Raw genomic sequence first — 13,951 nt, forward strand, 5'->3', positions numbered from 1 at the left:
GGACATGCAGGCGTTTTTTATGACGTGTACTTAGCGAATAATACGCAAAGCTCGGATGTTAACTAGCCGGAACTTTGCGGTGGCGGCGCCAAACAGCCAATACATCCTTCTCCTTTAGCCTAGCCATGGCGACATAGGCGACAGGCACGACAAACAGCGAGAAGAAAGTGCCGGCAACCAGCCCACCGACGAGTACCAGCCCGATATTTACCCGGCCCAGTGACCCCGGACCTGACGCAAACGCTAGCGGCAGCGAACCGAGGAGCATCGTCATTGATGTCATTAGTATCGGTCTCAGGCGAGAGCGGGCACTTTCCAAAGCGGCCTTAATCGCCGTTGCACCTTGCCGGCGCTGCTCGTTGGCAAATTCAACCAGCAAGATACCGTGCTTAGTCACTAGACCGACCAATGTCAGCAAGCCGATTTTCGAGTAGATATTCAGGCTCTGATCAAACAGTGACAGGGTCAATAGGGCTCCGACAATACATAACGGAACCGTTAGCATAATGACCAGCGGATCGATAAAGCTTTCAAACTGTGCCGCCAAAATGAGGTAAACAAATACCAAGGCAAGCAGGAAAAGCAGCTGTGTACCGGCTTGTGAATCATCCAGTAGCTTCACCGTGCCGTTGAAGGCATATCCTTGGGCACTGCTCAAAAGGGAAGGTACTTCTTGGTCGACATAGGCTTTGATATCACTGGCGGTATAGCCAGGCATCAAGTCAGCGGTGACTTCTGCACTGTCTTTGCCCATATAGGTCTTAAAGCTTGATTCCGCTGTAGTTTGCTTGATTTTGACAAATTGGGACAGCGGCAAGCTTTGTCCGGAATCTGAACTGACATAGAGCTTATCGAGCACATTGAAGCTGCCCAAATCCTGGCGGTTAACCTGTACTTGGATCGGGTAGGTGAACCCGTCATCGGCTTGTAAGTCAGCCGCTTTGACCGATCCCATGAATGTTGATAGCGCATCGGTGACATCGCTGTAATTCACTCCAGATAAGATAATGGCATTTCGGTCGATTTCCAGATCGTAAGTTAACTGATCGCGCAGGGTCGAGTTCTTGACATTGGTTACCCCTGGGTACTGCTCGAGCAGGTCGGTAACCTGTTCAGCCGTCTTTGCCAGGGCGTCGGTATCTCGGTCTACGGTTGTCAGTTCCAGTACCAGGTTCGTTGCAATACCAAGATTATCGGCAGAGCGGACCGCAAAGGACATGTCATAGGCCGATACGGTGCGGCTGGCTTTTTCACTGAGCGTGGCAACCACCCCATCGGCGGTTTGCTGGCGCTCACCCCATGGTTTGAGTAACACATGGTTGGTTGGCGTCCCTTCAATGTATGACAGGTTTGCTTCAATAGCGCGTTGCCCAGCCATGGCACTGTTTAGTTCGTCACTATGCGAGAGGTGATATTGGCGGCCGACCCCTGTCGGTGCAGTAGAAGTGACCTCAATAAAGCCAGAATCTTCTGTTGGTAACAGAACCTGCGGTATGTTGACAAAGGCAAACCCCGATAGCAGTAGTAATAGGCAGGACAAGCTAGCCATGACCGCTTTACGGCTCATCCACTTAGCAAGCTCTAGGGTATACCTATCGGCCAAGCGGTTAAGCTGGTGGTCGATACGGGCAAACCATTTAGGATGCTGGTGGATCGGCTTGATCAGGTAAGCACTCATCATTGGTGAAAGAGTGAGGGCAACCATGCCGGAAATGATCACTGCCGCCGCTAGGGTAAAAGCAAACTGACGAAAGAGATCGGCGGTTAAGCCAGACATCAAACCTATTGGTAGATAGACAACGGCAAGAGTGAGAGTCATCGCGATAACTGGGAAAATGATTTCCTTGCTGCCTTTCAATGCCGCATTAAATGGTGTTTCTCCCTGCTCAATGTGACGATAGCAGTTCTCGACGACCACGATAGCGTCATCAACCACCAGTCCAATGGCCAAAATAATGGCTAGGATAGTTAACACATTGATACTAAAGCCAAGCAGTGCCATGACCGAGAATACCCCGATGACACAAACCGGTATGGTGATGATGGGAACAGAGGCGACCCGAAAAGAGCCGAGGAACAACATCACCACGATAGATACTAATACAACCGCCTCGACCAATGTTGCAAAGCCTTCATCGATGGCTGATTCGATGAAGTCGGCTTGGTTGTAAACCATCTTCATTTCAATACCGTCAGGAAGCTTGTCCTGCATCGACTCAATGGCGGCTTTTACTCGCTCGGCGACAACGACTGGGTTTTCGGTTTTCAGCGGCAGGACCTGTAGCGACATGGCTTGGTTGCCATTAACCGTCAGCCTACTTGGGGTAAGGCTCTCTTCACCCATCACCACATCAGCAATGTCTTTGACCCGAACGACTTGGCCGCTTTCAACTCGGATCACCAATTCCTGGACATCTTCTAGCGAGGTTACCTGGCTGACAGGGTTGATAGAAAAGTCCCGGGCTTCACCTTTGATGGTGCCGGCGGTGAATGTGCTGTTATAGGTACTTAAGGTACCGACTACATCAGCTGTCTTGATATTCAGAGCTTTCATTCGCTCTGGTTTAAGCCACACCCGTACGGCCTTAGACGATCCGCCGTAGGGTCCCCAGACACTGCCGACACCTTGGATATGACGAAACTGAGGGACCAGTTGCTGGCTGATGTAGTCATACATCGCCTGTTGCTCAAGACCACCGGTATTGACGAAAGTGATGATATTACTGGTGGTGCTAGTATCTGACGAGTTGTCCGTTACCGTCGGTTTGTCGGTCATGCTCGGTGGGAAATCGCTAACCGCTTCGACACTGCTACGCAGTTTATTCATTAGGTTGGTGTACTCAACATCATCGACATCGTCGCTAAAGTTGATTTTCAGGGTACAGCTCCCCTCGATACAGTCGGTTGTCATGGTATCGACGCTGTCCAGACCGGTTGCAGCATCGATCAGCTTGTCAGCGACATTGCGCGACATAAACTCGGCACTGGCACCGGTGATATTAGCGCTAACTGTCGCGGTTGCGGTCTGGTGCTCAGGAAAATACTGGATAGACAGTTTTTGGAATGACAGGATCCCAAGCAATACGACAGCAATACTGAGAACCGATGCAAAAACAGGGTGGCGAATACAAACCTCAGGTAAGCGCATTATCCGGCCTCCTTGTTGTTAGCCTGCTCGAGAGATTGCGGTGATAAAACATTGACCGTGTTGCCATCATTCAATTTCTGTTGCCCTGTGGTGACGACAAGTTCACCTTTTTTCAGGCCGCTTTTGATAATGACATAACCATCATTGGTATTGGCACCCAGTTCAACCTGACGGCGTAGTGGTTTGTCACCGTCAACAACCCACAGGTAGCGTTGTTCGTTGTTGGCCAAAATGGCGTTTTGCGGCACGACTAGCTGTGCTTTTCCTCTTTGCAGTTGTTGGCTGACGTTGGCAAACATACCCGGCGCCAGTATCAGCGCTTGGTTCTGGATAGTGGCGTGGACTTCCACCCTGCCTGAGCTCTCATCGACAGCTGGCGCGATATAGCTTACTTCACCGGTAAACGTCTGGTTGGGAAAGGCCGAGACACTAACCATCACGGTTTGGCCAATCTGCGCCATGCCGAGATCTTCTTGGCTGATGGCATACGTGACGTTGACGGGATCTAATTTGTATAAACTGACCAATGCTGCGGAAGCATCAATATGGCTGCCGATGGAGTGGCTAAAGGTGGTTAGCCTGCCGTCAAAGGGAGCAACAATGGTGTAGTCTTTCAGGGTTGCTTCTTGCTGGCGGAAGTCAGCAGCCGCTAGGTTTACTTGTTCTTGAAGCTCGTCGACATCCTGCGGCGACAGGGCGTCGGGCTGCTTGGCAAGCAGGTCTCGGGTTCGCTGCAGTTTGGTTTTCGCCAAGCTGAGTGTGCTGCGAGCTTTGTCCAAGTCCGCTTTGGCTTTAGTGCTATCGAGTTCGGCAATGACATCGCCTTTGTTAACGGCATCTCCGTCATTGAAGGCGATCTTTTCAATTTTGGCCCCTGCACTGAATGTGAGGCTGGCATTATCAAGCGCGGTGATTTTTCCCACCTCCTCGATTTTTTGCGCGATGCTTCGGGTGGACACAGGCTCCACGGTAACTGGGATCGCTGAAGATTTAGCAGCATTGGCCATCGCGATGGTTGGAGCTAAACAAAGGACGGTCGTGGCAATCGTTTTGCAGGCTGAATATCTGGTCATAGGAGCATCTTCTTGCTGAATACTCCCGCATTTTTACTGCTATGTGTTCAGGGGATTGTCAGGTAAGCGTCAATCAAGCGTATGAAACCTAGAGATTTTATATTTTTTATAGCTTTTTAGCGCGAATCAGGAATAAGGCCATTACTTAAAATTATGAAGGTTAAAAATAAAAAAACGCCTGCATTTGCAGACGTTTTTATCAAACTAAAAACAACTTGTTGAGCTGAATTAGGGGGAGTGCAAGCTCTATTAAGCTGCTAGGTTCTTCGCAACGAAGTCCCAGTTAACCAGTGCCCAGAAACCGTTCATGTAGTCTGGACGTAGGTTGCGGTAATCGATGTAGTACGCGTGTTCCCACAGGTCAACAGTTAGAAGAGGAGTAACACCTTCTTCTGTTAGTGGCGTGCCAGCGTTAGACGTGTTCACGATGTCTAGTGAGCCGTCAGCTTTCTTAACAAGCCAAGTCCAAGAAGAACCGAAGTTGTTGATTGCTGAATCAGTGAATTTTGCTTTGAACGCTTCGAATGAACCGAACGCTGCGTTGATAGCTTCAGCCACTTCACCTGTTGGTTCGCCACCTGCGTTTGGCGCTAGGCAGTGCCAGTAGAAAGTGTGGTTCCAGATCTGAGCTGCATTGTTGAATACGCCACCAGTTGAAGTCTTAACGATTTCTTCTAGTGATTTTTCTTCTAGCTCAGTACCTTCGATAAGACCGTTAAGCTTAACCACGTAAGTGTTGTGGTGTTTGCCGTGGTGGTACTCAAGAGTTTCCTGAGAGATGTGTGGCTCAAGAGCATTTTTTTCGTAAGGTAGAGCTGGTAGTTCGAATGCCATTGCTCGATTCTCCATTTTGGTTAAGGGGCGTTTCCCTTGACATTGCTTCCAGTCGGCTAAGGCCAACTTATTATTTGAAACTGACAGTTGTCACTGAATTACTATACCGCTAGGTATTGGTCTAAATTGTGACAGTGAAATCATTTTAGCAAGTTTTTTCTTTATTAAAAGATCTGGAGGCTAAAAAGAAGTGAAAAATAATATCCTTATTTTCTTTAGGCGTTTTTTTCCGGCGCGTGACCAAGTAGAATGATGTCTGTGATAGTCAACTTATAAGCAAAGTCGTAAGAGGAAGCTATGGAAACCATCGACAAAATTAAACAACAGATTTCTGAAAACGCTATTCTGTTGTACATGAAAGGCTCACCAAAACTACCAAGCTGTGGCTTTTCTTCTCAGGCGGCACAAGCGCTGATGGGATGTGGTGAAAAATTTGCTTACGTCGATATCCTGCAAAACCCTGATATCCGCGCTGAGCTTCCAGCCTACGCACAATGGCCTACTTTCCCTCAGCTATGGGTTGAAGGTGAGCTAGTTGGCGGCTGTGACATCATCATCGAGATGTTCCAGAAAGGTGAGCTTCAGCCATTGGTTAAAGAAGCGGCTGAGCGTCGCGACGGCGAAGCATCTGCAGAGTAATCGCTAAAGGAAAAGTTGGCTTATAGATGAGGGCTGTGGCCTTGCTCTATTGACCGCTTTTTTAAAACACCCCGGGGATTGTTTATCGCCGGGGTGTTTTTGTATGAAGGTAACTCGATATTATTGATTAAAGCTGCTCGCTCAGCGCCCTCAGTGTTTCAATTGATGTCTGTGCTTGGTCGATAGTGTCCAAATTGGCATGGCGCTCGATATCGGCCAAGGGTTCGGCAAGGGCCTCACACGCCAGCATTTTGGACGCCCCCTTCATTCGGTGGGCAATATCAGCGGCAAGCGGTTGATCTTTAGCTGTCAGTGCTGACTCCAACAAGACCATATCGCGCTGATGCGTTTCCTTGAACTCGGCAATTAACTGTTCTGCCAGTGTTTTATCGTCGAACATTTCGATGAGTTTATTGATATCGAGTAGGTTTGGGGTTTCGTACTCAGCCTTTAACGTGCAATCTGCATTGTCGACATTTATTCCTTGACCTTGACCCTCCATGCCTTGATCTTCCATCTCTAGTGCCGCCGTGATGCCACCAAACAATGCCCCGAAGTCATCGGCTAGCAAGTCTGCTTCCTGGACGGGCGTGGGTTCGGATCTTGGCGGCAACCACTTTTCAATCCGCCCTTTGAGTTGTTCTATTGATACTGGCTTGACCACAAAATCACTCATGCCTGCGGCAAAACAACGACCATCTTCACCCTGAACCGCATTGGCGGTCAGCGCGATGATCGGTAAACCCTGCCCAAGGCAAGAGTGAGCAATTGCCTTACCGAATGTTGACGCTAAGCGCTTCATCGAATCTTCAGCACTTTCATCATATTGTTCGAATTGGGTATACAGATCACGAGCATGCTGTTCTTTTTGGCGGATGGTAGCGGCGAGCGTATAGCCGTCCATCTCCGGCATATGGCAATCAGAGAGTAGCAAGCCATATCGGTGCTGTTCTAAGGCTTGTAGAGCCTGAACGCCATTGTCCACAATATCAGCCACGACGCCTATTTTTTCCAGCTGTTTGGCGATCACTTGCTGGTTAATAGGATGGTCTTCGGCGACCAAAATTAATCGGCCAGTTTGCTCGGCATGCTCTCGGGTCTCAGCGATGACATCGTCATGCGATGTATCTTCTGATGGCTGAACAAGTGGTGCGACCTTTTGGGTCATAACATGGCGCAAATTATCAGGAAATAGTGGGTTGACCGACAGGCACCAGTGTTCATCTAATGGCTCTGGTGACAACATCGGGTTTTGGTTAATGATGACCACTTTGGTTGCAGGGGCATGCTGTGCAAACCAGATTTCTGGACGCGTCAGTTGCTGCCAGAGCGACAGGGTTAGGAAGGTAAAATTAGGCTGAGATTGACGAATATTTTCACAAACTGTCGATGGATTATCGAGGGTTGCGATCTCAGGCTGAATGCCAAGGCTTTGAAGGTATTGGCATAGCTCTTCCCGTTGTAAGAAATAGCCGAAAACACTGGCGGTTTGCATCTCAAAGGGCTGGGTTGATACATTGTGCGGATGGAGAGTGACAGGCAAGGGAAGGGTGACACTGAAGGTGCTGCCTTTGCCTTCTTCACTGTCCAAATCAACACTGCCATTCATCTGCTCAACGAGCTTGCGGGCGATGGCTAGCCCCAACCCTGTACCGCCAAACTGTCGGCTGGTGGATTGGTCGGCTTGGGCAAATGGCTGGAACAGTGCTTGTTGCTTTTCGCTCGAAATACCAATACCGGTATCTCTAACGCTGAACCGGACTGTTTGGCTGCATTGCTCGCGATTTTCATGGTTTTCTATGACATCGACTTCAAGAGAGATCGTACCTTGCTGGGTGAATTTAATCGCGTTGTTGAGGAAGTTGTTCAGGATTTGCTGCAGGCGAATATCATCAAGGAAATGGCATTGCGCCAATTTCGGGTCTTGCCAGTAGTGGAATGCCAGTGACTTTTGCTGAGCATGGATTGACTGAGGCTGGATGATACGCGGCAGGACGGTGCCAAGTTCGACTTCTGCTGGGTTGAGATCCAGCTTGCCCGCTTCGATTTTTGAAAAGTCCAGCACATCATTGACGATATGTAGCATATTCCTTGCTGATTGGGTCAGACCGCCGTGCAACTTTCTGGTTTCCTCGTTGAGTGGTTGATCATACATCAGCTCGAGCAGGCCGAGAATACCACTGATCGGAGTGCGCACTTCATGGCTTATCGTGGCCAGAAACTGGGATTTAGTCTCGGTAGCACTCTCTGCTTTTTGCCGGGCACTGTCGAGCGCGAGCTGTTGTTGCTTGAGCAGTGAAATGTCAGTGATCACCGTATTCCAATAGAATCCGGTTGTTTCGTGGGGCGTGATCCGGCTTTTGAACTGTACCCACATCGGTGTGGGGGCTGGTGTGTCGATGGCTTGTTCATGATCCCAATGGCCCTGCTGGCAGGCATTGAGCATGCTTTGCTCCAGCTCTTTGATATTTTCAATTGCCATTTTGTCGAACAACGCTTGTGGAGCCTGGAACAGTTGGCTAGCCGAGACTTGCAGCAAATCCTGGATGCTGGCACTGACAAAAGTGAACTGGAATTGCAGCGGTTTGGCTGGGTCGGGCTGGATATGCTGCAACACAATGCCATCCAGGTTATCAGCGAGGTGTTGAAGGCGCTGCTCGGCTTTTTTTGCCCGCCGTTCGGCGGCTTTTCTCTGCAGGATCTCTTTGGCCATCTTGCGGTTCCAGCCAATGATGCTGACGATCACCACAATACCCAGGGTTGAAATTAATCCGGCCCATTTAGCCACTTCCAGTGGGGCTAGCCCTTCTTGATAATCAAAGGTCAGCCATTGGTGTTCTAGCCGTGAATATTCTTCTTGAGGGATAGAGCCAAGTGCCTTATTGATAATATTCAATAAAATAGGATGGCGGTAGTTGACAGCAAAGCGCAACGGAAGCAGGTTTTCCTGCTGTATCTGCCCCTGCATTCTAAACTGGCCAATGTAATCGCTTTGCAGCAATGGTGAAGCGTGGTGTAGCGAGGTCAGTACCTGATCGACATCTTCTTGTTGCAGTGCCCGGAACGCCGATTGCTGATCCGGGAAGGGTTTCATCTCGCAGTTTTGGCACAGTATGGGGAGCAAGCTTTCGCCTGCCGTACCGCTGATGATGCCGATGTCGGAGGAGCCACGGTTGAGCAGCTGGGCCAGCGCAGAATCGGCATTACCGAACATAACCCATGGCTCGCTCACGTAAGGGGCAGAAAAGTGCATCTGCAGGGCATCTTCGGGGGTTTCGGCTAATGCCGATAACATCATGATTTCACCATCGACAAAGGCTTGGCGCAAATCGGCGTAAGAAGGTTTTGATATAACCTCAAACGCGACACCTAATTCATTGGCGATGATTTTGAGCAAGTCTGCGGTTAGCCCAGTATGGTGTGCCTGCTCGCTGATAAAATCATAAGGTGCCCAGTCACTGTGGACACCAATCGAAATCGTCGGGTTGGCGTCTAGCCAGAGCCGTTCTTCCTGAGTTAAATTCAGATGCCCATATTGGGCAAACATATTGCGTTGATCGGGTGTTAACCACTGATTGTAAATTGACTTGATACTGCCATCTCTGAGATCTTGCAGCGCAAAATTAATCCGGTTTAATAGTCGGTGTTTACCTTTCTGGGTGGCGAAATGGAGATGATTGGTCGGTAAATCGGGTAAGATGGATAAGGTAAGTTGGCTATCCCCGAGCTGCTTGATGAGGTTTGATAGGACAACCGCATCGCCGATATAGCCCTTGGCTTCTTTCTGCAAGATACTGCTTATCGCGATGGCACTATCTGGAACTGGGCGTAATTGTGCCCAAGGCAAAATAGCAGGCAAGAGCTCCTGCAAGGCGAAACCCTGCTCGATGGCAATGACTTCGCTGTCGAGCTCTTGGTAGTGATTAATCGGCTTGTTCAGTGTGACGACACCACGTCTCAGAGAAAAAATCGGCTCGCTGAAGGACATAAACTCTTGCCGGCTTGAGGTTGAGGTGACACCTGCCAGCAATTCAAGCTCGCCAGCCTTAAACGCGTTGGTAACATCCTCAAAGGTCGGATAGAACACGACTTGATAGTCAAATTCAGCGAGACGAGATACCTGGTTGAGCACATCCATGAGCAATCCGCTATAGCTATCCGGCGCAGCCCGGTAGCCGGCGGTCGTGACATGTTGCTCTATCGCCGGATCAATATAAATGTAGGGGGGGAGATTGAACCCAGGAAACCCGACGCGGACCAGCGTTTTTTTTTCCTGCGGTACTAGAGGGGAGTCAATGTCAGCTGTACTTGCCACTGTTATTTTACTTGCCACAGTCACTTCACTTGCATTAGTCGCTTGGCTAGCCGTTACGCTTAACGAGCTGAAGACTAAACAAAAAGCTAACACGGTATAATAAACAATTCTTGGCAGTGTATAGGGTGGCATACTTTACGTCCTTGTAAAGAAGTTGGCTGAAGAGGTCCAGTTAGTCCTGCTATGTGGTTTCGTCTAATACAATCCCGGCTTGATCACTTGTCGCTCTAGGTTTGGCCATGTTCGACACTGCGATGCGCTGTAGGTTAGCAAGCCCTTCACTGACTGGGGCCTGACTATTTTGGGGCAGCTGTTGGTAGCGCGAGACCTTCTCTTGTTTATCCAGTTCTCGATGTGCCCAGCAAACCAGATAGACGGTCTCGGTATCGATGATTTCTTTATCTTCAATCAACGCCAGTATGCCCAGCGCTTTTTCAGTTTGTTCAATTAACAGTGCCTGGATAGCCAATAGCGCTTTTTGCACACCTTTGCCACGGAGCCTGCTTTTGGGATCGTTACAAAGCCGGTTCCAAGCCCCATCAAGTCGCCAGTTTTTCAGCCCGTTGCTGTCCTTCTTTTTCTGTAGTGACATCAGATCGGCGAACAAAATCATTCCGCGGCGGCCGGGGGTATCCCACATGGAGTGGGGGAGCAGTTGTGCGGTTTTGATTAGCAAGGGAATAGCCTTGTCCTGCTCTTGATGAATAAGATGAACCCAGATCAGGGTTAATGTTTGTTCGATATTACCGCTGTGAAGTTGGATGTGGCGGAGAATAGACTCTTCGACATCCTCCCATTGCTCGGTGAGGGTGCAGATGGTGGTTTTGAGTTTGAGCAAACGGACATTAAATGGATTGAATTTTATGAGCCGGTTAACCTGCTCCAATGCTTGTTTATAGTTTTTCTGTGCGACCAGGATTTCGGCTTGTTTTATTTTGGCCTGCAGGACGTCGTGAACCTGGAGTAGGCCAGCCAATATGGCTTGTGCATCATCGTATTGCTGTTGTTCGGTTAGCAGGTCGGCGACAAATAAAATGCCACTTTTTAGTGCCGCGGTATCCGGCGCCTTGGCAAATAGCGGTTTCACACTGGCTAAGCCATCGGTTTGGTACGCCTGCTGCAAGGTTTCGCAATACCCCCGCTTGAGCAAGCCGGCCGAAACCCGCTTGATAATATCTTCCGAGCGGATGGGCTTGATCAGGTAGCCATCGGGCTCGTGCTGCGAGTAACCGAAAAAGACCTCTTGGCTGTCGTTGCCGGTTACGATAAAGACGAGGGCACGACGCGATATCAGGTTTTTGTATTGAAGGTATTCCAAAAGCTGCAACCCGGTACTGCCAGCACCCAGGTTATGGTCGATAAGCAGGATATCAAACTTGCGTTTGCTGCAAGCGACAACGGCACCTTTGGCATTGGCGGTACTGATGATGTTGTTCATCGGTACGCCAAGCTTCATCAATAACGCTCTGGTTGCACTTTGAATGACGTTGCTATCGTCAATAATTAGAAAAGAGGACTGCGCGATATTCTCCATATACCATCCCTGATATAAAACTCCTTGAGTATACTATAGAACAGATACTGTCTAATTAACCATTTAATTTTGTTAGTGTTATTGGGCGCAAAAAAAGGCCAGCCGAAAAACGGCTGGCCAATGTGATTGTCAGGTTTAGGACCTAAGTTTCGCTGTGTTATAGCACCATAGATGCAAGCCAACCGAATGCAATCAACGGCAGGTTGTAGTGCAGGAATGTCGGTACAACCGAGTCCCATACGTGCTCGTGCTGTCCGTCTGCGTTCAGGCCCGCTGTTGGACCCAGCGTTGAGTCAGAGGCTGGTGAACCTGCATCGCCAAGTGCCGCTGCGGTACCTACCAAGGCAACGGTGGCCAGTGGAGAGAATCCAAAGGTCAAACATAGTGGTACGTAGATAGTTGCCAGAATTGGGATAGTCGAGAACGAAGAACCGATACCCATGGTCACCAGAAGGCCTACAACGAGCATCAGCAATGAAGCCAATGGTTTGTTGTCACCGATAATATCTGCCAGCGAGTTAACCAGTGTTTCAACCCCGCCAGTGGCTTTCATGACAGAGGCAAAACCGGCTGCTGCAATCATGATAAAGCCGATCATCGCCATCATGTGCACACCCTTGGTGAATACATCGTGGGTTTCCTTCCACTTGATCACACCACCGAAGGTGAAAACCATAAAGCCCACCAGGCCGCCGACGATCATCGAGCCGCTGTACAGTTGGGCACCGAGAGCCGCTACAATTGCGCCTACAGCAATGTAAACATGCTGCAGGTTGATTGTTTTGTGTTCAGGCTCTGACGCTAGGATTTTCTCTTCAGAGTACTCGCGTGGTTTACGGTAGGTGAAGAAAGTCGCCAACAGCAAGCCGAAAACCATCCCTAATGCAGGCAGCAACATGGCAACCGGCACTTGGCCAGCAGTAACGTCTAGGCCATTATCGTGTAAGTTCTTCAACAGGATGTTGTTGAGGAAAATACCCCCGAAGCCAACAGGCAGAACCATATAAGGTGTTACCAAACCAAATGTCAGCACACAGGCAATCAGGCGGCGGTCAATTTTTAGCTTGGCGAAAACGTGAAGTAGGGGAGGGATCACAATTGGGATAAACGCAATGTGAACTGGGATCGCATTCTGAGAAGAAATGGCTAGAAGTACAAGAATGATTAAAACAGAATACTTAACGCCCGTGGCAGCGGCTGCATTGTCATGGCCACTGATACGTTTGATCACTTTTTGTGCGAGGACATCGGTAATGCCAGAGCGAGAAATCGCAACAGCAAATGTTCCTAGCATGGCATAGCTCAATGCCGTGGTGGCGCCGCCACCCAAACCGCCTTCGAAAGCAGAAATGGTTTCCGAAAGAGGCATCCCGCCAATCAGGCCACCAATAATGGCACTGAAGGTAAGCGCTACTACTACGTTTACTCGCAATAATGCGAGTAAAAGCATGACGCATACCGATATTACTACTGGGTTCATAAACTTAAGATCCGTCCATTGTGTTATGTCGTGAATTGCTTGAAGCTTGCACGTTATGTGCAATGTTTCTTATTTGTTTTGCTCAAAGGAAATCAATTTACAACATGTAGAATAAAAATTCATGTTGTGAGGGAATTTTCTTTTATTGTGCTGCATGTCTAAGCCTTGTCACATTACCCTGTCTATACTGGTTTCGCCATTTTGGTATGAATATTCGGCAGTAGTACATAGATATTACTGTTTGACCTTACTTTGACCCCGGCTATCAATAGAGAAGGTAGCCGAAGTCAACAACATGGAGTTTGTTATGAGTGTTCTAGTTGGCCGTCCGGCTCCGGACTTTACTGCAGCAGCAGTGCTTGGCAACGGTGAAATTGTTGATGCCTTCAACCTACACAGCCATATTGCAGGCAAGCCTGCGGTGCTGTTCTTCTACCCACTTGATTTCACGTTTGTTTGCCCATCGGAACTGATCGCCTTTGATAAGCGTCTTGCTGACTTCCAGGCCAAAGGCGTGGAAGTGATTGGGGTTTCTATCGATTCTCAGTTCTCTCACAATGCGTGGCGTAATACCGCCGTAGAAGACGGTGGTATTGGCCCTGTTCAGTACCCGCTGATTGCGGATACTAAGCATGAAATCTGCCAGGCTTACGATGTTGAGCACCCAGAAGCTGGTGTTGCGTTCCGTGGTTCATTCCTGATCGATAAAGAAGGCGTGGTTCGCCATCAGGTCGTTAATGACCTACCGCTTGGTCGTAATATCGATGAGATGCTGCGTATGGTTGATGCGCTTCAGTTCCACGAAGAGCATGGCGAAGTGTGTCCAGCCCAGTGGGAAAAAGGTAAAGAGGGTATGGATGCGTCACCACAGGGTGTTGCAGCGTACCTGTCTGAGCACACTGACGACCTGTAGGTTTGTATGTGCTGG

The 13,951-nt window shown here is 49.2% G+C and carries 8 protein-coding genes; 2 read left to right on the forward strand and 6 right to left on the reverse strand.

What is annotated here, in order from left to right:
* Positions 1-58: 58 nt before the first annotated feature.
* From L4D79_RS19835 to sodB, 3 genes are all read right to left on the reverse strand, one after another.
* Positions 59-3,148: an efflux RND transporter permease subunit gene (locus L4D79_RS19835; protein WP_428653537.1), complete on the reverse strand. Its 3,090-nt coding sequence runs from the start codon at positions 3,146-3,148 to the stop codon at positions 59-61.
* Entirely contained in the window at positions 3,148-4,221 is a 1,074-nt protein-coding gene (locus L4D79_RS19840) for an efflux RND transporter periplasmic adaptor subunit (RefSeq protein WP_428653539.1), read from the reverse strand. The genes L4D79_RS19835 and L4D79_RS19840 overlap by 1 nt, the downstream gene beginning before the upstream one ends.
* A gap of 249 nt (positions 4,222-4,470) precedes the next feature.
* The gene (gene sodB, locus L4D79_RS19845) at positions 4,471-5,055 is read right to left on the reverse strand and encodes a superoxide dismutase [Fe] (protein WP_039456908.1); all 585 of its coding nucleotides are present in this window, start codon (positions 5,053-5,055) and stop codon (positions 4,471-4,473) included.
* Between the two features lie 297 nt (positions 5,056-5,352).
* Between sodB and L4D79_RS19850 the strand changes: the two genes are divergently transcribed.
* Positions 5,353-5,694 carry a Grx4 family monothiol glutaredoxin gene (locus L4D79_RS19850; protein ID WP_107350132.1) on the forward strand — a complete coding sequence of 114 codons (342 nt, stop codon included), beginning with the start codon at positions 5,353-5,355 and terminating at the stop codon, positions 5,692-5,694.
* A gap of 127 nt (positions 5,695-5,821) precedes the next feature.
* Here L4D79_RS19850 and L4D79_RS19855 read toward each other — a convergent pair whose 3' ends face one another.
* From L4D79_RS19855 to L4D79_RS19865, 3 genes are all read right to left on the reverse strand, one after another.
* Positions 5,822-10,141: an ATP-binding protein gene (locus L4D79_RS19855; RefSeq protein WP_428653542.1), complete on the reverse strand. Its 4,320-nt coding sequence runs from the start codon at positions 10,139-10,141 to the stop codon at positions 5,822-5,824.
* 49 nt (positions 10,142-10,190) lie between these two features.
* Positions 10,191-11,543, reverse strand: coding sequence for a response regulator (locus L4D79_RS19860; protein ID WP_428653545.1), 1,353 nt, complete (start codon positions 11,541-11,543; stop codon positions 10,191-10,193).
* A gap of 157 nt (positions 11,544-11,700) precedes the next feature.
* A complete protein-coding gene (locus tag L4D79_RS19865; protein WP_428653547.1) occupies positions 11,701-13,023 on the reverse strand; it encodes a Na+/H+ antiporter family protein in 1,323 nt (440 codons plus the stop codon).
* 307 nt (positions 13,024-13,330) lie between these two features.
* On the opposite strand from L4D79_RS19865, the gene L4D79_RS19870 reads away from it, so the two are divergent.
* Positions 13,331-13,936 carry a peroxiredoxin C gene (locus tag L4D79_RS19870; protein WP_428653549.1) on the forward strand — a complete coding sequence of 202 codons (606 nt, stop codon included), beginning with the start codon at positions 13,331-13,333 and terminating at the stop codon, positions 13,934-13,936.
* Positions 13,937-13,951: the final 15 nt, after the last annotated feature.

Origin of the sequence: Photobacterium satsumensis (assembly GCF_050336935.1) — a bacterium.
GTDB lineage: Bacteria > Pseudomonadota > Gammaproteobacteria > Enterobacterales > Vibrionaceae > Photobacterium > Photobacterium satsumensis.